Below are 25433 nucleotides of genomic sequence, written 5' to 3'. Positions count from 1 at the left end.
TGCACAGATGAGAGCTATGAGTAATGAACGGCTTGTTGCGGCATATCGAGATGCGAAAAAGAATAACCATGGGGAAGATTGGATTAGATTGCTCAAAATTGAAATTAAAAAACGTGGTTTAAAGCTGTAACGGCCTGTTTCTTTCATACAAAAGAATCGCGTGCATCGCAATATGCACGCTTTTTTTATTTCCATTATGATTCGACCCTTGGAGAGGTAGGATCACAATTTGGCTTCGTTGTCTTCGTTGCTTCCGCTAGCTTTGTTAAATAATAGCACTCTTCCCTAAACATATGGTCAGCCATTAAAACTGGAAAGGTCCCTAACATTTGCGCAGAAATATCCAACTCCAAAATTTCATCCAAAAATAATTGAAATGCCTTAATTTCCAGCTTCGCCTTTTTGTTCATTCTTTTTAAAGCTGGAAAGTTAAAATCATTTGTTCTTAAATAACCAGCGAGCTCTACAGCCTTTAAATATAAATGATCGAAATTCTGATTAAATTGCGCACTTTCCATTTTTAATGATTTTTCCGTTCCATCAAGCTGGTCATTAATTGCCCCTGCATGACCCGATGCATCTTGAAGCCATAATAAATGATGATGCAATTCATGAGCAACCGGTGGAGATTCGTTTTTGACTAAATATGATAAAATTCGTTCATATTCTTCTAATTCATTCACCATATGGTTTAAAAATGTCGGAGATAAATGGATCTTTATTTGCTGATACAAAAGACGTTTCAGAAGGAATAATTTCAAGTTTTTTAATTCCTTTACAAATTGTCCCGCCTCTTTAGAAACATTCATTGCTTTTTCTACATCATCTAGTGAACGTGCTTGCGCGAGAAGTCGGTCGAATTCACTCTTTAATTTTGTGGAGGTTGCAATGGCATTTGCCTCGGATGGACTTAGTGAATCAAAAATAAATCGACAATGATCGCCTAAAACTTGAAGCCAGAATTCATGTTCAAATTTTGCTTCATTTAATGTTAACGCCAATTTAAATTCCTCCTTTACTCATTCATATGAGCTTATTCAAGAGGACAAGATCTTTATGAATAATGTAAGGTAGGATTCTAAACATAAAATTTTCAAGCTACGCAAAATAGAGCAGCCCTATTTGGCTGCTCTCATAATAAAATTACCCTTCTAATAATAGATCTTCCGGATTTTCAAGTAAATTTTTCACTGTTACGAGGAAGCCGACAGCTTCTTTTCCATCAATTACTCGGTGATCGTATGATAATGCGACATACATCATCGGACGGTTTTCCATTCTTTCTGCATCAATCGCTACTGGACGCGTTTGAATCGTATGCATTCCGAGGATTCCAACTTGTGTCCCGTTTAAAATCGGTGTAGATAGAAGCGAACCAAATACGCCTCCGTTCGTAATCGTGAATGTTCCACCTTGTAAATCACTTAACGCTAATTTATTATCGCGCGCTTTTTTCGCTACCGCAAGAATATCTCCTTCAATTTCAGCAAAATTTTTGCGGTCACAATCACGAATTACTGGCACAACGAGACCTTCATCCGTAGAAACGGCAACACCGATATCATAATATTTTTTCAAAATGAGTTCATCGCCCTCAAGCTCAGAATTCACTGCTGGATACTTTCTCAATGCTGCAACGACTGCTTTTGTGAAGAATGACATAAAACCAAGGCGAACATCATGCTGTTCGTAAAATTTATCTTTCTTTCTTTTACGTAAATTCATCACAGCAGTCATATCAATTTCATTAAATGTTGTCAGCATTGCAGCATTTTGTTGAACTTCAACAAGGCGTTTAGCGATAGTTTGACGGCGGCGTGATAGACGAACGCGCTCTACTGGTTTTCCATCCTGTTGAACAGCCGCTGCCGGTGCTGCTGCTTGAGCCGGTTGCTGCTGTGTTTGTTGTTTTGGCTGATTCGAGAACGTTGTTACATCTTGCTTGCGAACGCGCCCGAGTGGGTCAACTGTTGGTACCGTACTTAAATCAATTCCTTTTTCACGTGCAAGCTTTCGTGCTGCTGGTGAAGCAATTAATCGCTCTTTACTCTCTGTATTTGAACTTTCTTGCTCTTGCGGTTCTTGAGTTGCTTGGACTGGTGCAGCTTCAGATTGCTGTGGTTCGCTCGTTTGTTCAGCCTTAGTCTCCGCTCCAGTTGCTGCCGCCCCTGCTTCAACGATCGCAATGACCTCGCCCACCTGAACTGTATCTCCTTCTGCTGCTTTTAATTCCTGAACAACCCCAGCTTCTTCCGAAATAACTTCTAAGTTGACTTTATCTGTCTCTAGCTCAACGATGTATTCGCCTTTTTCTACGTAATCTCCTGGCTTTTTTAACCATTGAGCAATTGTTCCTTCTGTAATCGATTCTGCCAGTTCAGGCACTATAATTTCTGCCACTTTTAAAATCCTCCTCTAAGATTACCGTCCAATGTATTTCTCGATTAGAATAAGAATGCATGATCATTTTACTATTTTATCTAACTGAAGACGCCCAACGACTAGCAAATTCCAAAGGCGCATATCGAATTATCTTGCGATACCCCTCGGTTCGTATAACTCGTCGTTATATGGGCGCTTTTCGTTATTTTGTCAGTGCTGCTTGGATAATTCTATTTTGTTCCTTTCTATGGATCGTTGGATCCCCTTCAGAAGGACTTGATCTTCTGCGACGTCCAGTATATTTTACTTCAACACCTTTAGGTGCCAGCTCACGTAAGTACGGATCCACATGCATCCATCCGCCCATGTTTTTCGGTTCTTCTTGAACCCAAACAAGTTCTTTCACGTTTGGATAACGCGAGAATATTTCGGTAAGCTCTTCATTCGGGAATGGATACAATTCCTCCACCCGAACAATATGGAGCCAATCTAGTTCTTCTTTATCTTTGAGATTTTCTTCAAGATCAATCGCTATTTTTCCACAGCATAGAATGATCCGTTCTACCGCTTGAGTGTTTTCTCCTAATCCTTTTTGCTCTAATACCGGCTTGAAGCTGCCATTAGATAATTCATTAATATTCCCTGCTGCTAATGGATGACGCAACAGACTTTTCGGCGTCATAATTACAAGTGGTTTTACTCTTTCTGTATTAAGCGTTGCTGATTGACGTCTTAATAAATGGAAATATTGCGATGCCGTGGATAGATTGGCAACCGTCCAGTTATTTTCAGCCGCACTTTGCAAAAATCGCTCTACTCTTCCACTTGAATGCTCCGGCCCTTGTCCTTCATATCCATGAGGGAGTAATATAACGAGTCCAGATGATTGACCCCATTTCGCTCTTCCAGAGGAAATAAATTGGTCGAAATAAACTTGAGCCATATTGGCAAAATCGCCGAATTGTGCTTCCCATAAAACGAGCGTTTCAGGTGCAAATACATTATAGCCATATTCAAAACCAACAACTGCGGCTTCAGTTAACGGACTGTTGTACACAACAAAGGATGATTGAGCGCCAGAAATATGGTGCATCGGCACGAACTCTTCGCCAGAATGTTCGTCATGTAAAACGAGATGTCGTTGGGCGAATGTTCCTCTCTGCGAATCTTGTCCAGTTAGTCGAATCGGTGTGCCCTCTTTTAATATTGAAGCGAATGCAAGTGATTCGGCATGTGCCCAATCGATTTTTCCATCGTCTGCTAAAGCTGTTTCTCTTCGCTTTAAAATACGGCTAAGCTTTTGAAGTACATTAAATTGAGCCGGCCATTGCAATAGTTCTTCGTTAATCGTTTTCAATTCCGCAGCAGGGACATTTGTATTGATCTCATTTAAAGCACTCATCACGTATTCAGGCGGATTCATAGCGGAATCTCTCTGATCATCTTGTTTAGAAACCGAATCATATTCCGTTTGTAGACGTGTCTGAATCGCTTGATCGATCTCTTCAACCTCAGCTTTTGTTATGATATTTTTTTCGATTAAACGATTTGCATACAATTCTTTTACCGTTGGATGCTTATGTACAATGGTATACATCATTGGATTCGTTACCATTGGATCATCTGTCTCGTTATGCCCAAATCGTCTATATCCAATCAGATCAATAACAAAATCTTTATGGAATTTTTGTCGGTAATTATACGCAAGATTCGCAGCAGCAAGCACCGCTTCTGGATCATCTGCATTTACATGTACAATTGGAACCTCGAATCCTTTTGCGATGTCTGATGCATATTTCGTTGAGCGTGAATCCGAGCTTTCTGTCGTGAATCCGATCATATTGTTTGCGATAATATGAATCGTACCGCCGGTATCATACCCTTTTAATTGCCCCATGTTTAACGTTTCTTGTACGATCCCTTCTCCTGGGAACGCAGCATCACCATGAACCGAAATTGCGACACAGCTTGCCATATCCTGTTCTGGATATCCCGGTTTAGTCCGATCTTCTTGGGCAGCGCGCGTATAACCATCCACAATCGGTCCGACTACTTCAAGGTGGCTCGGATTGTTTGCAAGCGTAATTCTCGTGTTTGCTGTATTTCCCCGCTTCACCTTTCTATCCGCACCAAGATGATACTTTACATCGCCTGTCCAGCCGTATGTAATACCAATAGAGCCTTCTGACGGAATCATATCTTTATTTGGAGCATTTTGAAACTCTGAGAAAATTAATTTATAAGGTTTCTCGAGAACATGTGCAAGCACATTTAAACGGCCGCGATGCGCCATCCCGATGTTTACTGTTCTTGTTCCAGTTTCAACAGTTGAGCTGATGATTTCGTCCATCAGTGGCACGAGCGTATCAAGTCCTTCGATAGAGAAACGCTTTTGACCAACAAATGTACGATGGATAAACTTTTCAAACCCTTCTACTTCTGAAAGACGGGTAAGCAATTTAACTCTTTGTTCTTTATTTAAATCAGGATAAAAACTTTCTGATTCAATTTGTTGTTGCAACCAATTTTTTTCTTCAAGCTCATGAACATGATGATATTCAAAAGCAATTCTTTGTGTATAAACTTTTTTCAACTGATTGATCGCTTCTAAACCATCTTTTAAGGATGTCGGAGCATTCGGTGAAATTAAAGATGGTGGAACAAGTTTTAAATCTTCATCAGATAATTGATATTCCGATTGTTCAATTCTTCTAATTTGCTTTGAATTTTTATTTAATGGATTAATATCTGCAGCCAAATGACCATATGTACGAATATTATCCGCTAATTTAATCGCAGCAACAATTTTATTGTACATGTTCGGATTATCCGTCATTTGAAAGGATACATCCGCTTGCCCCTTTGTTGACTCATTCTCTGTTACCGAAGTTGGTGCTCCCCATAGATCAAATAGCTCTTTTAAATCGGGATCAACACTTTCGGGATCCTTTACATACTGATCGTATACTTCGATCACATATCCAAGGTTTGGGCCGGAAAAATTACGCCATGGCGCGCCCTGGTATGATGCTTGTTTACTCATGTGTAATACGCCTCCACCATTTAGACGATAATAGTTATAAATACTTTTAAAAAGATTACATAAACGTTTTCATAAATAAACGCTTACAGCTTTATTTTAACACTGAACGACATCAAGTAAAAGAGGAAATGTCAATTACTTTGGAACTCTAGTGAATTTTGGCAACACTTTAAATATATTTGTTTGCTAGACGTTGTTACCACAGTGTTTATGTAATCTAATTTTCCATATACCATCTTACTACGATTAACGAAAAAATCAAATGATTTAGATTTGAAATTACCCTTTTTCAATAAGTATAAGATGTATTAAAATTGCTGTTCAGTTTGGTTGATCCATTTTTAGCTTGACAAAATACCCCTTTTTTTAAAACAGCTGGGAATAATCAGGTTGATGATTTTCGTTCTAGCGGGTATATCTTAAGCCTTAACAGGATGTTGCCCGTTTCGGGAAATAAACAATATTCTATAATAATAGCCTTCCCTTCTTTTTAAAAAGCTAAAAACAGGCATCCATAAACCGACTTTTCACCGGACTTTTGGATGCCTGTTTCATATAAGGGCAAAGCTTTTTTGAGTAAATTCAAAATTTAGAATCCAACAGATTACGTTCGATTCCCGATCCACCCGATTACGCATATACATAAAAGGAAAAACAAGTGACGAGAGGTGAAAAAGATGTTCCCTTGGAAATCATTCCCTTTCAACGGTGATTTCACAAAAATATCCGAGCAAATGGGTCCGAAAGACGTGCATTCATATGTGAATGAGTTAATTGAGAAATTCATTCCGCAAAACCTAGAAAGGTACACACAACCGGCGGATAAAGCAACAGAACAAAACGGACAATTGCAACCAACTATTTTTGAGTCATTGGATGATGTGTATATTAAACTTTCATTGTCCGATAATAATATGACGGATATTAAAATTTCACATACGTCCAATCAAGTCATTGTTGAAAATATTTTGGAAGCAGGTAAGCGAGAATATATCTCACTTCCATGCCCTGTTAGCAAGAAAGGCGGATCTGCCAAAATAGAAGATGGAATTCTGCAAATTAAGCTCCCGAAAAATATTGATACACAGTATACAGAATTAACGATAAAGGAAAACAATATATGATGCTTTCTTACCTTAAGAACTTTTTTTAATTACCTTTTTCAATTGCTCGCGCATCACCTCGGCAAGCTCAGGAATTTCAATCATTTTCGCGATTGCTTGCTCATCATGACGCTGATGGAAGAAGAGTTGATGAATTTGAGCGATCGTTACATGCGGCTGCGGGCGATCGACTAATTGAATCGATGAATGCGATTGTACGACCCCTCCTTCCAAAACTTTTGCAAAAAAGCCGGTTTTTGCGGAACGAATTACTTCAGCAAGCATCCCTCTTTTTCGGTTAAAGCGATCGATCGTTGCGCATGGAATTCTGCCTTGGGTAATTTGTACGGTTACATCGCCCATTTGATAGATGTCACCGATGCACACTTCCGTTTCCAACATATTCGTTACGGTCAGATTTTCTCCAAAGGCAGGTATCGGCAATGCTCGCTCACAAAATTGTTCCCATTCTCTATAATGTTCGAAAGGATAAAAGCATACAGCCCTGTCTTTTCCGCCGTGGTGTTTTTTATCGGCAACCTTATCACCTTCAAAACCATTTTCACTCAACAAAACGGATGAAACCGATTTTTTCCCAATAGCAGAATTCATATTATTTCCCATTCCATCCGCAATGATTTGCGGTCTCCCTATATTAAGCGAATGAATAAACATCCTTTCTCCCCCCGATCTCAATGTGGATAAATAAAAATTATAAGTCCATATTAATGGTACAACGTTTGAAAGGAAATTGCTATGAAGGAAATGAATAAGAGTAATGAAATGGCAGATAAGAAATGGGGAATCATTTCGATTGCCTCGATTCCGTTGATTATGACGTTAGGAAATTCTATGCTTATTCCGATTTTGCCATTAATGGAAAAACAGTTAAACATTAGCAAACTTCAGTCAAGCTATATCATTACAATTTATTCAGTTGTTGCGATTTTTCTCATTCCTGTTGCCGGATTTTTATCCGATAAATTTGGAAGAAAAATGATCATTATCCCTTCTCTAATTATTGCTGGAGTTGGCGGGGCAATATGTGGCTGGGCTTCCTGGAAGCTTGATTCAGCCTTTACCTTCATTATCATCGGAAGAGTCTTACAAGGGATCGGTGCCGCTGGAGCATTTCCAATTGTCTTACCATTAGTTGGCGATATGTTTAAACGCGAAGAAGATGTGAGTGCGTCCTTAGGTATAATCGAAACGTCTAATACATTTGGTAAAGTATTAAGCCCGATCCTCGGTTCTTTTTTGGCGGGGTTCCTTTGGTTTTTACCGTTTTTTTCGATTCCGATTTTTAGCATTATTTCTCTTGTCTTGATTATTTTTTTTGTCAAAAAGCCAAAGGATGATGAACATGCCCTTTCATTTGGACGTTTCACAAAAAATACGAAACAGATTTTCTCCGAGCATTGGCGGTGGTTAACGGCAGTTTTTGTTATTGGCGCGATTTTAATGTTTGTTTTATTTGGATTACTTTTTTATTTATCATCGATTTTAGAAGATGATTATGATTTTACTGGAGTGAAAAAAGGTTTTTTACTCGCGATACCTTTAGCAGCATTATGTATTGCTTCCTTTACAGCAGGAAAATTAATTAAGGATCATTTAAATAGAATGAAGTGGATTATTTTTGCTGGGGTCGTACTTGCTGGTGGAGCGGTTGCGGCGACAATCCTTTCCAAGCAATTGATTTACTTGCTCGTTGTTTTCTCCATTTGCGGTATTGGAATCGGTGCCGCCCTTCCTTGCTTAGATGCGATTTTAACACAAAGCATCGAAAAGGAAATGCGCGGCACGATCACAGCTATATTCAGTTCTATGCGCTTCGCAGGCGTTGCGGCAGGACCACTTGTTACCGCGCTATTAATGGAGAAAAACGTAGGCAGTATGGTGCTATTATTTTCTTCACTTTGTTTAATCGCCTCCATGCTTGCCTTTAAGGCGATTAAACCGGATAAAGATAATCCATTGCCTGATCTCGAGCCAGCCTTAGAATGAAGGTTGCTCCTCCTTCATCGTTAGCGAAACAATGACAAAAACAATGAGCGAAATGAAAATGGGCAAAACAACGGTATGCATTCCGAGCGGATCTGGTAAATATAGGTGGAAATAAATATAGGAAATCATTCCGATTACCATTGAACTTAATGCACCATATTTATTAGCTCTTTTCCAATACAAGCCGAGCACAATCGGCCATATAAACACAGCTTCAAGACCGCCAAACGAAAATAAGTTAAGCCAAATGAGCAGATCTGGAGGCTGGATTGCCAAAAAGCAAACAGCGATCCCAATCAATGCCGTCACCGCAAAACTGCTATATTTTACTGTTCTGACCGAAGCTTTCGGATTCAAATATGTAAGGTATAGATCTTTTACAATCGCGGATGAAACAAGCAAGAGCAATGAATCAACCGTCGACATAATCGCCGCCATTGGTGCTGCTAAAACAATCCCAGCGGCCCATGGCGGCAAAATTGTTAAAGTTAACTCGGGCATCACTGTATCGTATGTCGTAATCCCGGGGATAATTGCACGGGCAAAAACTCCGGCCAAATGCATACCTAACATAATGACTCCTACAACGATCGTTCCAATGATAATCGCTCGGTGCATCGCCCGGGCGTTTTTATATGACATCGCCCTTACTGACACTTGTGGCAGCCCGACCACTCCGACACCGACTAATATCCAAAAAGATGAAAGATAAAGGGGGGTTAAGCTTAAATCTGATCCATACGGACTAAGCAAATTCGGATTTTCATTGCGTAAATCGCTCATAATCGCATCAACTCCGCCACCAGCAACAACGGCGGCAACGACTAGAATGATCGTTCCTCCTAGCATGATCATCCCTTGAATGGCGTCTGTAATCGCAACCGCTCGAAACCCGCCAATAATAACATAAACTAATACCGACACTGCAAAAATAACGAGTGCTGTATGATAGGAAACACCGACGACCGATTCAATTAAGCGTGCACCCCCGACCCATTGGGCGGTCATCGCGGAAAATAAAAAAATAATAATACTAAGGGCGGAAATGATGCTTACTGAGTTTGATTGGTAGCGGCTCTTTAAATAATCGGTTAATGTAACAGCATGATATTTCCGAGCCATAATTGCAAACTTTTTTCCAAGCACCATTAAGATAAAATACCCCGTAACAACTTGCGACATCGCTAATAGTACCCACGCTAATCCATATTTATAAGCGGCACCCGGTCCCCCTAGAAAACTGCTTGCGCTCCCGTACGTCGCAATCATCGTCATCGCCAGCACAAACCCGCCGAGCTGTCTACTTCCTAAAAAATACTCTTGAATGAACGACTCCGATGATGTGACATATTTCGTCGCATATAGCCCCGCCGCAAAAATGATCATAAGAAAAAGAATAAGCGGAAAGACAACTTCCATATTCACAACTTCGTTTCCTCCTTCTCCGGCTCAAAGGGGACCTCTTTAAAATAGAGTTTTACAACCGTTATAACTAAAATAACCATAAAAATAAAGCCAACAATACAGCTATAAAAAAACCAGGCTGGAAAGCCAAATACGTATGTATACTCCTCAACAGGCTTCTTTCCCAAACCATAGGCGAAGCCATACCACCATATAAAATGAACGATCACAAGAGCAATTCCCATTATTGCTTCCCGATGCGCGATTGCATGGCGCCGATCCGATTGTTTCATAATCAAAGATCTCCTTTCTTCGTAATATTAGCTCTTCCGCAATAAAAATGTAATTGGAAGCGCCAAGATGAGCGGAATGAGCGAGTATAAAAATACATCTCCGGCAGCAAGTGCCGATGCGCTATGCGCCTGTTCTCCTCCTTGCATGTAGATCGATGATCGATAGGCAAGTAAAGCTGAAAATAAGGCGATTGAAAGTGAAGCAATGCATTGTCGCGCCCAATTGTTAAGTGCTGAGGCATAGCCGGCAATTTGAGGCGGAATCGTGGACATGCCTGCATTCGTAATCGGCATATTACAAAGGGCAATTCCAATATAGCGGACGGACGTCCAAATAATGACATACAGACTTGTTGTCGCAATGGACAAACTTCCCATCATATATGTGCCGACAATCATAATAACAATTCCCGAAATGATGAGTGAAACCGGTCCGACCGTATCATATAGCTTTCCTGTAATCGGTGTAAATAATGCCATCATACATGCGCCTGGCATCATAATTAACCCCGTCTCCAACGCACTAAGTTGCAGAGAAGTTTGCAAAAAAATCGGAACCAAAAAGGCGCCTGCATAGAGACCGACAGATAATACCGCATTTAAAAACAAGCTATACGTAAAACGGCGATGCGATAGAACAGAGAAGTTTAAAAGTGGAAATTCAATCGCAAGCTCACGTCTGACAAATAAAAATAAAAGCAATATACCGACTGCAACGATGAGCAATGTTTTATAATTGAGCCAGCCCCACGAACCAGCTTCAGCAAATGCCGTTAGTAATAAAATACTGCCGCCGAATGAATACAATAGACCAAGAAAATCGAACGGAGTTTTCCTCCCCTCAGTTGTTTGAGGGAGAAAAATAATTGCCGCTACTATTGCTGCAATTGCAATTGGTAAGTTTAAATAAAACAACGCACGCCAGCTAAATAAATCAATTAAAAATCCCGCTAATACAGGTCCGACAGCTGGTGCAAGCACGGCAGACAAACTCCATAAACTAAGCCCGAATGCTTGCCGACTTTTCTCAATGCTTTGATAGACGAGCGTCATTGTTGTCGGCATTAAAATCCCACTACAAATACCTTGCAGCATCCGAAAAATGATTAACATCTCAATCGCCCAAGATAAAATACTCAACAGAGAAAAGATAAAAAAGCCACATAAAGCACCGATATACACCCGCTTATAACCAAAGCGCGAGCCGAACCAGCCAGCCGAAGGAGCAGCCGCACCAGCAACGAGCATAAAGCCAGTAACTGTCCACTGCGCCCTTGGTAAATCAGCAGAGAATTGTGCCATAAAAGCAGGAACGGCCACATTGACTGTGGAAGTATTCATTACGGCCAAGAAATTACCGAAAAACACAGCAAAAATAATTGACCAAAATGTTTGCTTGCTTTTAGATTCTTCTTCCACATCTTCACCTGATTCCGCATTTTTTAGTATTTGTAGTTTATCAAAATGCGGTCATAAAGTCGAAATCCAACTCTTTTTTACGGGGGATGAGCATTTGAAACATTGGAAAATATATATTGTTCTATTACTATTGATTACTAGCTGTTTATCTGGCTGTCGTACTAAGCTTTTTGGTAGTCAAACAGTGATCGATTGGGTTGATTTTATTAAATGGGATGGGATTGAATATTGGGGAATCCATTCTGGAATTTTAGCAGATGAAACATACATCGGGGAAAAATTAGGGAAAATCAAATATAAAGTAGCGGACAATGTAACAAATCCCCATTATCGAATCAAAGACGGCGACGCAGCTTTTCATGAAAAAGGAACGGAGATTTTTACGATTCTCGGGGAGCCTCATATCATTGCAGTTAAATCTCACTATGAAATTCATGGATATCGTTTATATTATTCAAAGGAAGCGATGGATTATAAGTGGCATTTTCCAAATATCCCACTTGAACAAGTAAACAAAGTCGAATTGTATCAGCTTTATATTGCTCAACATCCGACCCGGTTAACAGCTTTGCAAACTCGAGCAGAAATTGACTCGTTTCTTCGCTTGTTGAAAGCTAGTGAGGAAAAGTTCAATTTTCAACCAAATACAGATAGAGGCGACCTAATTATTATGAAATCGTATTTTATACAGATGATCCAATTGCCTATAAATGTACGATGCAATTTGATGGATCAACGTACTTTTGGCATCCGGGGAACACGGAGATTTTATCGGATGAAATAAAAAATTTTATTCAGCGTGATTAATGCAACTGTTCGTAACGTTCAGCAACTAACTTAAGATCACTTAGGAAGGAATTCCATAAATTCGGCCTGCGTCGGACGGCAAGCGGATGATAGGCAACGCTTGTTTCATAACCTCGAACATTATGCCATGTTTGGCGCATTGTTTTCACATCTGCATCAGAATTTTTGAAAAAAGATTTCACAGCAACATTCCCTAAGCAAAGAATAAGCTTGGGTTTCATTTTTTCAATCTGATTATCTAAATGGATCATACAAATTTGTCGTACCCGTTCCTTTTCATAGGCTCGGGTTGGTCTTCTTTTTAAAATAAATGTCACATATAGATCAGGAATCTGTAAACCAACATCGTTCACTGCGCGTTGTAATGTTTGTCTTGTCCCACATACGTATGGATTCCCCTCGCTATCTTCACGGGCTCCAGGGTTATCGAGAATCAGCATAATTGGTGCTTCAGGATTCCCCTCTCCCCAAACCATTCGAGATCCATGTTTATAAAGCCCACACTCACGACAACTTTTTAAATCCTCCGGAGTTGGCTCCTCTGGCCAAATCTGCGCACAAAAATCAGACATTATCCACATCTCCTTTAAGGCCTATTCTGCCTGAACGCGGAAAAAACATTCCCCTTATTAGGAATAAAATAAGTATTTCCCCACATCTCTTGACAAAAAATGAAATAGTATTGTACTATGCAAGTAATTACTTGCATACAATAAAGGATGTGTCGATGTATTGCTAGCACAATCAACTTCAGATCGAATTATTAACGCTGCAATTGAATTAATTAGTGAAAAAGGCTACAAGGCAGCAACAACGAAAGCCATTGCTCAATTAGCTGGTGTAAACGAGGTCACACTTTTTCGTCACTTTGGAAATAAACATGGAATACTCAAAGCGATTGTTCAAAAATTTTCTTATGGCCCCCATCTGCAAAAAGTAATGCACGAAAAAGTTGTATGGGATGTAGAAATCGATTTATACAATTTTTCAATTGAATATCAATCATATATTATGTCAATTAAAGACTTTGTTCTCATCGGCTTTAAGGAAGCAGATGCCTTTCCGGAAATTAATGAAGAAATTGCCAATGTACCTTTATTTATTAAGAATGAGCTCATCGACTATTTCCGTGAGATGAAAAGAAAAAGGAAAATCATTGATATAAATATTGAAGCGACAGCAATGGCATTAATCGCTATAAATTTTGGTCATTTTATATCACGAGCTCGGTTAGGTGATCAAGTGACCGAGCTCACTACGGACCAATTAATAAAAACAAGTGTAACTATTTTTTCTAGAGGATTAACTCTCTAGAAAAAATTTTATTATAAATGCAAGTATGTACTTACATGCAATATTATTAGGAGGAATTCATTATGAAAGGTTTAAACACTTTGCTTAAAATTCGTGAAACGTATCTCGGTATCGCAGCAGCTATTTTATTCCAACTTATTTTCTTTATCGTCTGGATGACCGCATACGACGGGGTCAACGATCGTTTAGGAAACTTGAAGATCGGCTTAATCAATCATGATATGGTCATTGGAGAGGAAATTGTACGTGAAGTTCAGCAAAAACTACCGTTTCAAGCGGATATGTACACTTCCATTGAACAAGCAAAAGCTGATTTGGATGAGCGAATGATCGAAATGGTAATTGAAATTCCGTCTTCATTCACCGAATCAATTCAATTAGGTCAAAATGCAAACATTGTCTATTGGATTAATCAAGCAAATGCATCTCTGACAAAAACGCTGATGGAAAATTCCGCTGTACAAATAAATGATTCAGTAAATAGAAGCTTGTATGCGTATCAAAAAAACGAAGTGATCAGCCAGTTTACTAAGGAAGTGCCACAACTTCCAATTCCAGCCGAACTTGCTCAGCCGCTTGGAGAGTCGATCACATCCATGGTTAACTCTTTAAATGACAATCCAATCAACGCGGAAATACAGAAAACGAATGCAGTTGACAAATTTGCGGCAAACTTAGTGCCCCTTATGATTATCATTTCTTCTTTCGTCGGCGCAATGGTCATGATTATGCAGCATCAAGAAGCAGCGCACACTGCCAAAAAAGTGCTTTCAAAGTGGGAACTATTCGTGAGTAGACAATTGATTAATATGAGTGTCGCTTTATTACTTCCAATTCTAACAATGCTCCTTATGAATATTTTCCACATTTCAAGTCATGTGTCATGGTTAACTTTATATATATTCCAATCACTATTATTTTTTTCCTTTCTACTATTTGCGCAAGTATTCGTTTTAGTATTCGGGAATCTTGGCATGATTTTCAATATTTTGGCACTTTCTTTACAACTCGTTACCTCAGGTGTGCTTGTGCCCAAAACAATGCTATCAGATTGGTATATCAACGTAGCTTCATTTTTACCCGCCACATACGGGGCAGATGGTTACTACACAATTGTTTTTGGCGGGAGCAAAACGGGCATCTTAAATAATATTTACTCCCTTTGTATCGTCATAGCAATTACTTTGATTATTTCAACAGTTACTGTCGCCTTAAAGCGAAATCAAAATAAAGATGTTATGACCGATGTTTCCGCAATATAGAAAGCTGAATGGCATCTGTCATAGGCAAAATGAAAAAGGCCCTCTTGTATTGTAAGGGGCCTTTTTATGAAGCACTGCTTCGCAGTTTGATTATTTATGCTTCACTTTGAATGTGAACACCAAACGATCGAAGTCAACGATTACCGTCCACCATTCTAAAAAACCTAGCTTTTTCTATCAAAAACAGCATTGGCGATCAGTTCGTACGAGCGAATTCGATCTTCAGATGAGTAGGCAATTGTGTTGATCATTATTTCATCGGCTTTATATTGAAGTTTTAGGTCGATCAGTTTTTCCTTCACTTCATTAGAATTACCGATGATCATGTTTTGTCTGATCTTTTCCAATGTGCTTTTTTCTTTTTCAGTCAATCTATAATCCTTCGCTTCTTGAATCGAAGGAACCCCTTGTCTCCCTTCCCCTTTATCTTTTTGTAAAGCCCAGATCATGGAACTTAACGCAATTTCCTCAGCGCGTTCATTCGTTTCCGCACAAATAACCGAAACAGTAATGATGACTTGAGGCTTATCTCCCTTTTTTCTCGGTTGAAAAGAATGTAAATATTCTTGAACAATTGCTCGTCCATCCTGCTCGCTCATAAATTGACCGAACGTGTAGAAAATCCCTTGTTCAGCTGCAAGCTGAGCACTTTTTTTACTCGTGCCAAGCAACCATGGAACAGGTGGAATGTCGGGAAAAGGTGCCGCAGTAACGTTTGCGAAAGGATGATCTACTGGAAAATCATTGTTTAAAAAATAGAGTAATTCTTGCAATAATGCTGGTAGTTGCCACACTTTTTGCAAAAACTGGTCTGATAATGCATTTGTCGCCTCAGCAGACCCGCCGGGAGCACGTCCAATACCGATGTCGATTCGATTTGGAAATAATGTAGCTAACATATGATACGTTTCAGCTACTTTATACGGCTTATAATGTGGAAGCAACACAGCTCCAGATCCGATTCGAATGCTGTCTGTATTTGCGCCAATATAACTTAACATCACCTCTGGTGCGGAGCAAGCGAGTCCAGGTAAATCATGATGCTCGGCAATCCAATAGCGCGTGTAGCCAAGTTTTTCTCCAGCTTTGACTAGCTTCAGCGACGCTGTTAACGCATCATAAGCTGTTTGATTAGTTGAAATTGGCGATTGATCTAATATGCTTAACCTCAAGATACCCCGCCTTTCTGTATCGGATCATTTGTTATTTAATTGTTCTAAAATCGGGAAAAGTCCTTCCAAATGCTTAATTTCATATGTAGGGATTACTTCATTTCGCTCATTTTGGTGGCGGTTAATCCATACCGATTTAATTCCTACCCGATTCGCTCCTAATATATCCGTCATTAAATTATCTCCGACCATTAGCACTTCATCTTTCTCTAGTGACATTAATGATAGGGCATGTTCGAATATCGTTGGGTCAGGCTTTCCTTTTCCAAAGCCGCCAGAAATAACGATTTGCTCAAAGTATGGAGCAATCTCTGGTGTAATTTCTAACTTTGTATTTTGCAAATCTGGTGATCCATTCGTTAAAAGCAAAAGCCGGTACTTTTCTTTTAATTGGTCCAACACTTGAAATGATTCCTCATATACAAATGGTAGCTTTCTTCGCTCTTGCGGGAATCGTTCAGCTAATTCAAAACCAAATTCAGGATCATCCACACCAAGCTTTTGCAGTCCTTTCGTCCATGCATCCTTACGATATCCCGGTACGATTTCTTTCATTATTCTAAATGTATCATGGTCGTCTAAAAAGTTCCCCCATAACCCTTCAAACGGATTAATCCCAATCATTTGTGTAAAAGAATATGTTTCATACGTTGCATATAATTCTCTTGCTGCTTCACGCACGGCTTCCTCAAGTTGATTTGGATCTATTCCGCAACGCTCTTCGGCCACTTTACATGTAGCAACAAATGCTTCTTTCACACTTTTTTGGTCCCATAATAAAGTATCATCTAAATCAAAAAAAATCGCTTTAATCATTTTGTTCTCCTCTTTTGTCTGTAATTTAATAAGTATATTCTAGTTTACCATTACTCACCAAGAAAAAATCCTTTTACATGAAAATTCATCATATTTTCATAGATTCAAGTTCCCCCTTTCAAAAGTTGCTTCACCGTTTCCTTTCTGTTATGTTCAAACAGTAGTATTAAATTTAACTGAGGAGCGATAGAAATGGCCGTAAATGTGTATCTTAATTTTAATGGAAATTGTCGGGAAGCTGTTGAATTTTATGCACAAGTTTTTCAATTGGAACAACCAGAAATTACGACGTTTGGAGAAAGCCCACAACATCCGGACTATCCTCTGCCGGAAGAGGCGAAAGATTTAGTCATGCATACTCGACTAACGATTAGTGGAAGCAATGTAATGTTTTCTGATACATTTCCAGGCATGCCATTTACCGTTGGAAACAATATTAACCTTGCTCTCGTCAGCACGGATGTAGATGAATTAGCATCTGCCTTTGATAAGTTAAAAGAAGGCGGCGAAGTCGGAATGGAGCTTCAAGAAACATTCTTTAGCAAATGCTACGGTCAATTAACAGATAAATTTGGGGTTAAATGGCAAATCAGTCATGATAATGAAGAATTTAATCAATGATTTTGATTTGGGATAGCGGCTGTTCTATTAACGACTGTCTTATGGACAGGATTTCAAAAAAATCGTTTCTGCTGGCTATTAGACGTATCCTTATGGACAGAGTTTCTAATAATGCAGTGTTTACGGCCCATTTGACACCTGCTTATGGATTCGATTTTGATAAAAGTCGCTTTTGCTGACCAATAGACGCTCCCTTATGGATAAGACTTCGAAAAAACAGCGTTTACAAGGCCATTAGAGCCAAACTGAAGTGTAATTATAAATGAAGCCATCCACAAGGATGGCTTCATTGTTATATTTCCTCTAATTCTGAAATTGCGACCGTTGTTCTCTCTTCTAAAGAACGCGGGTCCTTTAAGTGTACAGTTGCTGTTTGCCCATCTTCGTTAACTTGATCAATCCATACGGGAATACCTTTAAAATGAACTTCTATCGTTGCCGACGAAGTAAGAATTTGGTTTGCACGGTTCAGATCCACTTGATTCACTCCCTATCATTTTTCATCTATTCTTTGAATTAGGAATGAATTTTATACATACATTTAATAAGGATAACCGCTATATGGATAACCGCTATATGGATATGGATACGGGTAAGGATATGGATAAGGAGCCGGCACAGGTGCAGGATACGGATAACCGTAGCCAACTCCCGGTGAAGCTAAAGCTCCCAACGTCAAACCACCTAATACCCCGCCAAGAAACGGTGCCCCAAAGTTATTAAATCCATAGCCGCCATGGTTGTGTCCTCCATGTCCGCCACCGTGATGGTTCCCTCCACCATGATGTCCGCCATGCCCGCCGCCGTGATGGTTCCCTCCTCCATGATGTCCGCCATGCCCCTTAGGCCTTGCGTAAACATTCCGCTGATTCATGCTCATACATCTCCCTTTTCCACAAAAATCATTCTTTTTTTACTCTATGCAAAGACGTATGTCCCTGGAATGGGCGTAACACTAGTTTTGGAGCGATTAAGAGCGACGATAATTAATCATAGGATCCATTCCCGTAAAAAAAGACCTCCATAAACTGGAGGTCTCAGACTGTAGACAAACACAGAAATTTAGGTGTTTGCTTACGGTCTTTTTTCTTTTAAAATAGTGGTAACCTAGGAAAGTTGATTTCCGCTTCGGGCGGACGCGTTCCGCGGGCACGGCTTCAGCCGCTTCCCTCGCTGTGCTCAGTCCAGGGTCTTCAGCTCGCGCTGTTCCCGCAGGAGTCGCCGCCCTACGCTCCAATCAACGGTATTTCTTATTAAAAATAGGAGGTGATGGATATGATGACGAAGAATCAAATCAATGAGCGCGAACAGTTGGAAATGCTGACCATAGAGCAGTTGGTTCCTCAAAATCATCTAGTTCGCAAACTAGATGCGGCTATTGATTTCTCCTTCATCTATCCATTAGTTGAAGATCTTTACTCGACCATCGGTAGACCCAGCATAGATCCTGTAGTGCTGATCAAGATGACATTCATTCAGTATACCTTCGGCATCCGCTCCATGCGCCAGACAATCAAGGAAATTGAAACGAACGTGGCATATCGCTGGTTTCTAGGCTTTGGCTTTCATACCGAGGTTCCTCACTTCTCCACGTTTGGGAAAAACTATGTCCGTCGATTTGCAGATACTGATCTGTTCGAGCAGATTTTCTATAAAGTTCTAAACGAAGTGACAAATCGTGGGCTTCTCAGCCCAGATCATGTCTTCATTGATTCGACCCATGTTAAAGCGAGTGCGAATAAGAGAAAGTTCGAGAAGAAGGTTGTTCGTAAAGAGACGCGAGCTTATGAGAAGAGGCTCCAGGAGGAGCTCAACCTTGATCGTGAAAAGAACGGGAAGAAACCATTCCCACCGGAAAAGTTTGAAACAGAAGAGTACAAGGAGATTAAAGAATCGACAACGGACCCTGAGAGTGGTTATTACGTTAAGGATGAACGGACAAAGCAATTTGCCTATTCTTTTCACGCTGCTACGGACGAGAAGGGATTTGTACTCGCAAACATCGTCACTCCAGGAAATGTTCACGATAGTAATATGCTTGAACCGCTAGTCCAGAAAATCATCGACCAGGTAGGACGTCCAATCGTCGTTGCCGCTGATGCAGCTTACAAAACGCCGGCGATTGCCAACTTTCTTATAGAGAATCAGGTTCTTCCAGCACTACCATACAAACGCTCTATTTGTGCCACGTGTCCGGTGCTTAGCCAATGCACGGAGAGTAAGAATCACCAAAAAAGGATCCAACGTCATATCTGGCAAGATTACTTGGATGTAGCTGAGGACTTACGACACAATCATGAAATTAAAGAAATATACGGAAAGCGTAAAGAGACGATTGAACGTGTCTTTGCCGATGCCAAAGAAAAGCATGGCATGCGCTGGACAACCTTAAAAGGTATTAAAAAATTGTCCATGCAGGCGATGCTGACTTTTGCTGCCTTAAATCTTAAGAAGTTGGCCAGTTGGACATGGAAAACGCCAACCATCGCTTAGTAAGAACCAAAATGGAAAGCTGAAATGAACTTTTTCACAGATTTAACCTGAATTAATAGGAAAAGGGTTGGAAATCAAAATGATTTCCAACCCTTTTGTCTACGCTCTGAGACCTCCATAAACTGGAGGTCTTTCATATTATTCGTATGCGATTAGTGCATTCACACTATGAGCTAATGCTGAGCCTGCTTTTAATGCAACAGCAACAAAAATTGCTTCTGATATTTCTTCCAATGTAGCGTCTGCTTTCTTCGCTGCTTTTGTATGAAGGTCAATACAATATGGGCAGCCTGTTGTATGCGCTACGGCGACTGCAATGAGTTCCTTTTCTTTCACACTTAATTGACCAGCTTTCAAAGCCTGTTGGTCAAAATCGATAAACGATTTAAAAGCATCACCGTTTAGTTTGGAAAACTCAGCTAGACGATTAAAGTACTCTGCTTTATAAAGCTCATCATCTTTTTGCCCATCGAAGGAGTTTAATGCATTTACACCATGAGCTAATGCAGATCCCGCTTTTAGCGCAGTCGCAACGAAAATCGCTTCAGCTACTTCTTCTTTTGACGCTTCTGCTTTTTTAACTTCCGTCACATGAAGATCAATACAATATGGACAACCTGTCACATGCGCAACGGCAACAGCGATTAGTTCTTTTAATTTTACGGATAGTTTTCCTTCAGCTAATGCTTTTCCGTTGAATGCAAAAAATGTTGAAAATTGTTCTGGTGCATATTCCTTTAATTCTGTAATTCTACTAAAATTAGATTTTTTATAAAGACTCATTATAAATCCCCCTACTTGTTTTTGTTAGTATGATTGAAAAACGCTAAAATGATGTTTCACCACCTATAAAATGTGTTTTTTCCAATCGCATTACTTAGCTTTAATGATATGTCCTTACTCAACAAAAAACCTCTCCCATGAAGGAAGAGGTTGGATATGTATCGGACTCTCCCTTATCTTTCAAGCTAAATAAGCTTGCTGGACTTAGCACCATTTTGCGTTTAAGCAACGGTTGCCGCGGGATCATAGGACCAGTTTCCTTCCCCGACTCTTTATAAGGAATAATATGAAATTTTAGCGTAAATTCATCTTACCTTTTCGTAAAAATATTGTCAAGCCTGAATTGTAACACAATTAACTCAAATCCGTCTTTTCCATGTTCAATATTCTTTGGTTGCCAATATAGCTTCCACATGCTACTATAAAACCAACACAACATTTAGTGATTATTTTAACAACAACATACAATATATTGAATTTCAACAAGTTGAGGTGCCCTATCGAGGGTTAAAAGGGAATTCGGTGCAAATCCGAAACTGTCCCCGCAACTGTAATTGCGTACGAACGGGAAAATCCACTGCATTGATAAGCTGAATGGCATCAATGTGGGAAGGTCCTAAGTAGGTTGATGCATGAGTCAGGAAACCTGCCTTGCTTGTCTGAGTTTCAATTCTTCGGGGATTGGGAAGATGAAACGATAGCAAAAGATGGCTGTGCCCTTTTTCTATCGTTTCGTCCGCCCAATCACCGGGCGGATTTTTTTATTATTATGAAGGAAAAGGTGAAAAAATGACTACATTTATTACGAAAGATCATGGTAACAGGAGGTTGGAATTTAGTAAAAAACGCCTCTATTCATTTATCGAAACGAACACATCGATTACATCTACACATTATAAGGAAAAAATTATTCGTAACATTGAATCGAAAGAAGAACTAAAATCTGATTATATCACAGATCTATTAATTCAAACAGCATTAGAAAATGTTGATGAAGCTAATCCGCACTGGGCATATGAAGCAGCCAAGATTTACTTGAAAGAGTTATATAATAAAGCAAGTCAAAATCGTGCTTACGATAAGGAATTAAAGTACGGTGATTTTTACGGTTTATTAAAAACATTGGCAGGAAAGGGCATCTACGCTCCAAATATTTTAGAGAAATATAGTAGAAAAGAAATTATCGAGTTAGCTAGTCTCATTGATCCAGAGCGTGACCTACTATTTGATTACATCGGCTTACACACATTGGCAACAAGGTATTTAGCCACGGATCATGAAAAAAATACATATGAGCTTCCACAAGAGCGATGGTTAGTGATTGCTTTACACCTTATGCAAGATGAGCCGATTGAAAAACGTTCGAAGCTTGTCGGTGAAGCATACTGGGCTTTATCGAATCTTTACATGACAGTTGCAACACCGACACTTGCGAATGCAGGCCTCGCACATGGACAGCTTTCAAGCTGCTTTATCGATACAGTCGAAGATTCATTAATGGGCATTTATAACAGCAACACTGATGTTGCCCGTTTATCTAAGGACGGCGGCGGAATCGGCGTTTATATGGGGAAAGTAAGAAGCCGCGGCAGTTCGATTAAAGGATTTAAAGGTGCTTCATCCGGAATTTTGCCATGGGTTAAACAGCTGAACAATACGGCTGTTAGCGTGGATCAGCTTGGACGAAGAAAAGGTGCAATCGCTGTTTATTTAGATGTGTGGCATGCAGATATCCTCTCCTTCTTAGATTTAAAGCTGAATAATGGGGATGAGCGTCAACGAGCACATGATATTTTCACAGGCGTTTGTTTGCCGGACATATTTATGGAACAAGTTGAAAGACGCGGAGATTGGTTTTTATTTGACCCACATGAAGTAAAAAATGTGATGGGCTATTCACTGGAAGATTTCTATGACGAGAAAAAAGGTGAAGGCAGCTTTAGGGAAAAATATGAAGAGTGCGTTCAAAGCAATGCACTTAGTAAAACAAAAGTGCCCGCAATCCAAATCATGGCAAGAATCATGAAATCGCAATTAGAAACAGGTACACCATTCATGTTTTACCGCGACGAAGTGAACCGAAAAAATCCAAATAAACATGAAGGCATGGTTTATTCAAGTAATTTGTGTACAGAAATCATGCAAAATATGTCCCCTACGGTTCAATACGAAGAAATCGTAGATGGCGACACGATCATCACATATAAAAAGGCAGGAGATTTTGTTGTTTGTAACCTCTCCTCTATCAACCTTGGAAAAGCTGTTCCGAATAACGCATTGGAGCGTTTAATTCCGATCCAAGTAAGAATGCTCGATAATGTTATCGACTTAAATACAATTGATGTCAAACAAGCAACTATTACGAACAAGAAATATAGAGCCGTCGGTTTAGGTACGTTTGGTTGGCATCACTTATTAGCTTTAAATGGTATTAAATGGGAGTCTCAAGAAGCAGTGACATTTGCTGATGAGCTTTATGAACAAGTGGCTCAATTAACAATCCAAGCAAGTGTCGATTTAGCGAAAGAAAAAGGTGCATACTCTAAGTTCTCTGGAAGTGACTGGCAGACAGGTGAATACTTTAAACAACGCGGATATTTAACTGGAGATCATGCTGATTCGTGGAAACAGCTGATGAATGAAGTGGCTGAGCATGGAATTAGAAATGGCTATTTAATGGCCGTGGCTCCAAATTCAAGTACATCTGTGATCGCTGGTTCGACGGCGAGTATTGACCCAATTTTTAAACCTTTCTATCACGAAGAAAAGAAAGACTTTAAACTTCCTGTTGTCGCACCAGATTTAGATCATAATACGTACGATGTATATCGCCGTTCAGCTTATATTGTTGATCAGCGCTGGTCAATTCAGCAAAACGCAGCAAGACAACGCCATATTGATCAATCAATCTCTTTTAACTTCTATGTTCCAAACCATATTAAAGCGCAAGTCATGCTCGATTTGCATTTACAAGCATGGGATTCCGGCATGAAAACAACGTATTACGTTCGTTCTACTGCTTCGGATATTGAGGATTGTGTGTGGTGCGAGTCTTAATTTGTTACGCAAGTTATAGCGGAAATACGCAAGAAGTTGCCGAGCTCATCAAGAAAAAATTAGCAGAAAAAGCACATGACGTTTTTCTGTATCGAATCGGTCCTGGATCTGGAGAAATTCCTGATCCTTCCCTTTTCGATCTGATGTTAATTGGAACTTTTACGTGGGGAAAAGGCGCAACACCAAATGAAGTGAAAGATTTTGTATACGAAATTGGCTATAAACCGCCAAATGTTTTTGTTTTTGGTACAGGTGATACCCAATTTGGCGGCGATGATTTATTCTGCCATGCGGCCGTTAAGCTAGCGAAATTTTATCAATCCTCATTTGAACCATTAAAAATTGAACAAAGTCCAAGAGGAATTCAAGAGGAAAAAGTTCTTACTTGGACGGAAGGAGTGCTGACACATTGTTTGAATTACTTGAAAAAGTAAAAGTATTAGAACCAACCAACCCAAATAAATCAACCGCACTATTTGGAGGAAAAGCGAGCGGAATTCTAAATTGGAATGATCTTGCTTACCCACATTTTTATCAGCATCGTGAGCAAATTAGAGCCCTTTTCTGGCGAGCAAGCGAAGTCGATATGTCTGCTGATATTAAACAGTTCCCTACCTTATCAGAACGTGAACAGGATGCGTTTTTAAAAATCATCGGTTTGCTCGCGACGCTTGATGGGCCACAAACAGATATTGCAGCGAGAATCGCACAATTATCGACAGATCCATCTGTTAAATCAATCATGGCGACGATTGCCGACCAGGAAAGTGAGCATAATCATAGCTATGCCTATGTCCTTTCCTCGGTTACAACATTGTATAAACAAATCGAATCATTTGAAACTGGAAGAACCGATGATGTATTAATGACACGCAATCAACGAATCATTGAAGTGTATAATGAATTTGCTGATCAGCCTTCCGTTTTTACTGCATTGAAAGCAATGGTTTATACCTCATTACTCGAAGGTTTATTTTTCTATTCAGGATTTGCCTTCTTTTATAATCTTGCGCGTAATCAAAAGATGGTTGGAACATCAACGATGATTTCCTATATTAACCGCGATGAACTGCAGCATGGTCGCTTTATTAGCGATTTATTCCGAGCAACATTAGCGGAAAATCCGGAATATAATACTGGGGAATTTACGGAATGGGTGTACGATCAATTCCGCCATTCAGTTGAACAAGAAACAATATGGAGCCATTATGTTCTTTCTGGAATTGATGGAATCGATCTTGTTGAGATGGAAGGATATATTAAATATCGTGCGAATAAAATGCTTCGTTTACTAGGATTGAATGATTTATACGAGGATTATACAGAAAATCCAATGAAATGGATTCGTGCATACGTTGATAATTTTGATGATACAAAAACAGATTTCTTCGAACAGAAATCACGCCAATATACGAAAACAAGCGACTTAAATGGATTTGATGAACTATAATACCAAA

General features: G+C 39.6%; 25 protein-coding genes and 2 riboswitches. Of the genes, 12 read left to right on the top strand and 13 right to left on the bottom strand.

The genetic code is table 11. From position 1 onward, the window contains the following. Nucleotides 1-7: 7 nt before the first annotated feature. Nucleotides 8-130 (top strand): sporulation histidine kinase inhibitor Sda, encoded by a 123-nt coding sequence (gene sda, locus KHA95_RS17620; protein ID WP_213138871.1) that lies wholly within the window; start codon nucleotides 8-10, stop codon nucleotides 128-130. 64 nt (nucleotides 131-194) lie between these two features. Here the strand turns inward: sda and KHA95_RS17615 are convergent, their stop codons facing one another. The 3 genes from KHA95_RS17615 to KHA95_RS17605 form a co-directional block, all read right to left on the bottom strand. Continuing rightward, nucleotides 195-1001: a DUF2935 domain-containing protein gene (locus KHA95_RS17615; RefSeq protein WP_213138870.1), complete on the bottom strand. Its 807-nt coding sequence runs from the start codon at nucleotides 999-1001 to the stop codon at nucleotides 195-197. Between the two features lie 142 nt (nucleotides 1002-1143). Next, entirely contained in the window at nucleotides 1144-2400 is a 1257-nt protein-coding gene (gene odhB / locus KHA95_RS17610) for a 2-oxoglutarate dehydrogenase complex dihydrolipoyllysine-residue succinyltransferase (protein ID WP_213138869.1), read from the bottom strand. A gap of 184 nt (nucleotides 2401-2584) precedes the next feature. Further along, on the bottom strand, nucleotides 2585-5425 hold the full coding sequence (locus KHA95_RS17605; RefSeq protein WP_213138868.1) for a 2-oxoglutarate dehydrogenase E1 component: 2841 nt from the start codon (nucleotides 5423-5425) through the stop codon (nucleotides 2585-2587). A gap of 677 nt (nucleotides 5426-6102) precedes the next feature. On the opposite strand from KHA95_RS17605, the gene KHA95_RS17600 reads away from it, so the two are divergent. Then, the gene (locus KHA95_RS17600) at nucleotides 6103-6549 is read left to right on the top strand and encodes an Hsp20/alpha crystallin family protein (RefSeq protein WP_213138867.1); all 447 of its coding nucleotides are present in this window, start codon (nucleotides 6103-6105) and stop codon (nucleotides 6547-6549) included. 12 nt (nucleotides 6550-6561) lie between these two features. On the opposite strand, the gene KHA95_RS17595 is transcribed toward KHA95_RS17600, so the two are convergent. Then, entirely contained in the window at nucleotides 6562-7203 is a 642-nt protein-coding gene (locus tag KHA95_RS17595; RefSeq protein WP_213138866.1) for an MOSC domain-containing protein, read from the bottom strand. Between the two features lie 108 nt (nucleotides 7204-7311). Between KHA95_RS17595 and KHA95_RS17590 the strand changes: the two genes are divergently transcribed. Next, nucleotides 7312-8535 (top strand): MFS transporter, encoded by a 1224-nt coding sequence (locus tag KHA95_RS17590; RefSeq protein ID WP_249317037.1) that lies wholly within the window; start codon nucleotides 7312-7314, stop codon nucleotides 8533-8535. On the opposite strand, the gene panF is transcribed toward KHA95_RS17590, so the two are convergent. Genes panF through KHA95_RS17575 form a run of 3 tightly spaced genes read right to left on the bottom strand, consistent with a single transcriptional unit; the run spans nucleotide 8527 to nucleotide 11651 of the window. After that, nucleotides 8527-9960: a sodium/pantothenate symporter gene (gene panF, locus KHA95_RS17585; RefSeq protein ID WP_213138864.1), complete on the bottom strand. Its 1434-nt coding sequence runs from the start codon at nucleotides 9958-9960 to the stop codon at nucleotides 8527-8529. The genes KHA95_RS17590 and panF overlap by 9 nt on opposite strands. After that, nucleotides 9957-10232, bottom strand: coding sequence for a YhdT family protein (locus KHA95_RS17580; protein ID WP_213138863.1), 276 nt, complete (start codon nucleotides 10230-10232; stop codon nucleotides 9957-9959). The genes panF and KHA95_RS17580 overlap by 4 nt, the downstream gene beginning before the upstream one ends. A gap of 27 nt (nucleotides 10233-10259) precedes the next feature. Beyond that, on the bottom strand, nucleotides 10260-11651 hold the full coding sequence (locus KHA95_RS17575; RefSeq protein WP_213138862.1) for a DHA2 family efflux MFS transporter permease subunit: 1392 nt from the start codon (nucleotides 11649-11651) through the stop codon (nucleotides 10260-10262). Between the two features lie 94 nt (nucleotides 11652-11745). Between KHA95_RS17575 and KHA95_RS17570 the strand changes: the two genes are divergently transcribed. Continuing rightward, nucleotides 11746-12435 carry a hypothetical protein gene (locus tag KHA95_RS17570; RefSeq protein ID WP_213138861.1) on the top strand — a complete coding sequence of 230 codons (690 nt, stop codon included), beginning with the start codon at nucleotides 11746-11748 and terminating at the stop codon, nucleotides 12433-12435. Between the two features lie 19 nt (nucleotides 12436-12454). Here KHA95_RS17570 and KHA95_RS17565 read toward each other — a convergent pair whose 3' ends face one another. Continuing rightward, nucleotides 12455-13030: a uracil-DNA glycosylase gene (locus tag KHA95_RS17565; protein ID WP_213138860.1), complete on the bottom strand. Its 576-nt coding sequence runs from the start codon at nucleotides 13028-13030 to the stop codon at nucleotides 12455-12457. Between the two features lie 160 nt (nucleotides 13031-13190). On the opposite strand from KHA95_RS17565, the gene KHA95_RS17560 reads away from it, so the two are divergent. Then, complete coding sequence (locus KHA95_RS17560) at nucleotides 13191-13772, top strand: TetR/AcrR family transcriptional regulator (RefSeq protein ID WP_213138859.1); 582 nt, start codon at nucleotides 13191-13193, stop codon at nucleotides 13770-13772. Nucleotides 13773-13834: 62 nt separating this feature from the next. Then, the gene (locus KHA95_RS17555; protein WP_213138858.1) at nucleotides 13835-15034 is read left to right on the top strand and encodes a YhgE/Pip domain-containing protein; all 1200 of its coding nucleotides are present in this window, start codon (nucleotides 13835-13837) and stop codon (nucleotides 15032-15034) included. Nucleotides 15035-15198: 164 nt separating this feature from the next. Here the strand turns inward: KHA95_RS17555 and KHA95_RS17550 are convergent, their stop codons facing one another. Beyond that, on the bottom strand, nucleotides 15199-16206 hold the full coding sequence (locus KHA95_RS17550; protein WP_213138857.1) for an LLM class flavin-dependent oxidoreductase: 1008 nt from the start codon (nucleotides 16204-16206) through the stop codon (nucleotides 15199-15201). A 24-nt stretch (nucleotides 16207-16230) separates the two neighbouring features. Then, entirely contained in the window at nucleotides 16231-17022 is a 792-nt protein-coding gene (locus tag KHA95_RS17545) for an HAD family hydrolase (RefSeq protein ID WP_213138856.1), read from the bottom strand. A 192-nt stretch (nucleotides 17023-17214) separates the two neighbouring features. On the opposite strand from KHA95_RS17545, the gene KHA95_RS17540 reads away from it, so the two are divergent. Then, the gene (locus KHA95_RS17540) at nucleotides 17215-17643 is read left to right on the top strand and encodes a VOC family protein (RefSeq protein WP_213138855.1); all 429 of its coding nucleotides are present in this window, start codon (nucleotides 17215-17217) and stop codon (nucleotides 17641-17643) included. Between the two features lie 292 nt (nucleotides 17644-17935). On the opposite strand, the gene KHA95_RS17535 is transcribed toward KHA95_RS17540, so the two are convergent. Both KHA95_RS17535 and KHA95_RS17530 read right to left on the bottom strand, forming a co-directional pair. Next, nucleotides 17936-18121 carry an H-type small acid-soluble spore protein gene (locus KHA95_RS17535; protein ID WP_213138854.1) on the bottom strand — a complete coding sequence of 62 codons (186 nt, stop codon included), beginning with the start codon at nucleotides 18119-18121 and terminating at the stop codon, nucleotides 17936-17938. A 63-nt stretch (nucleotides 18122-18184) separates the two neighbouring features. Then, nucleotides 18185-18517: a cobalt transporter gene (locus KHA95_RS17530; RefSeq protein ID WP_349305500.1), complete on the bottom strand. Its 333-nt coding sequence runs from the start codon at nucleotides 18515-18517 to the stop codon at nucleotides 18185-18187. A gap of 401 nt (nucleotides 18518-18918) precedes the next feature. Here KHA95_RS17530 and KHA95_RS17525 point away from each other — a divergent pair, with 401 nt between their 5' ends. Next, nucleotides 18919-20136, top strand: coding sequence for an IS1182 family transposase (locus KHA95_RS17525; protein WP_213138852.1), 1218 nt, complete (start codon nucleotides 18919-18921; stop codon nucleotides 20134-20136). A gap of 138 nt (nucleotides 20137-20274) precedes the next feature. On the opposite strand, the gene KHA95_RS17520 is transcribed toward KHA95_RS17525, so the two are convergent. Beyond that, nucleotides 20275-20919, bottom strand: a complete 645-nt coding sequence (locus KHA95_RS17520) for a carboxymuconolactone decarboxylase family protein (RefSeq protein ID WP_213138851.1) — start codon at nucleotides 20917-20919, stop codon at nucleotides 20275-20277. 170 nt (nucleotides 20920-21089) lie between these two features. Further along, nucleotides 21090-21200: riboswitch (SAM riboswitch) on the bottom strand. A gap of 192 nt (nucleotides 21201-21392) precedes the next feature. Next, nucleotides 21393-21587: riboswitch (cobalamin riboswitch) on the top strand. Here KHA95_RS17520 and KHA95_RS17515 point away from each other — a divergent pair. The 4 genes from KHA95_RS17515 to KHA95_RS17500 all read left to right on the top strand — a co-directional run bounded on the left by KHA95_RS17515 (nucleotide 21575) and on the right by KHA95_RS17500 (nucleotide 25426). After that, a complete protein-coding gene (locus tag KHA95_RS17515; protein ID WP_213138850.1) occupies nucleotides 21575-21712 on the top strand; it encodes a hypothetical protein in 138 nt (45 codons plus the stop codon). Its footprint overlaps the riboswitch before it by 13 nt. Beyond that, nucleotides 21709-23976, top strand: a complete 2268-nt coding sequence (locus KHA95_RS17510; protein WP_213138849.1) for a ribonucleoside-diphosphate reductase subunit alpha — start codon at nucleotides 21709-21711, stop codon at nucleotides 23974-23976. The genes KHA95_RS17515 and KHA95_RS17510 overlap by 4 nt, the downstream gene beginning before the upstream one ends. Then, nucleotides 23964-24410 carry a flavodoxin gene (locus KHA95_RS17505; RefSeq protein WP_213139000.1) on the top strand — a complete coding sequence of 149 codons (447 nt, stop codon included), beginning with the start codon at nucleotides 23964-23966 and terminating at the stop codon, nucleotides 24408-24410. The genes KHA95_RS17510 and KHA95_RS17505 overlap by 13 nt, the downstream gene beginning before the upstream one ends. Continuing rightward, nucleotides 24386-25426, top strand: coding sequence for a ribonucleotide-diphosphate reductase subunit beta (locus KHA95_RS17500; RefSeq protein ID WP_213138848.1), 1041 nt, complete (start codon nucleotides 24386-24388; stop codon nucleotides 25424-25426). The genes KHA95_RS17505 and KHA95_RS17500 overlap by 25 nt, the downstream gene beginning before the upstream one ends. Nucleotides 25427-25433: the final 7 nt, after the last annotated feature.

It is taken from the genome of Bacillus sp. FJAT-50079 (assembly GCF_018343515.1).
GTDB lineage: Bacteria > Bacillota > Bacilli > Bacillales > Bacillaceae_C > Lederbergia.
This window is presented reverse-complemented; position numbering and strand designations above follow the sequence as displayed.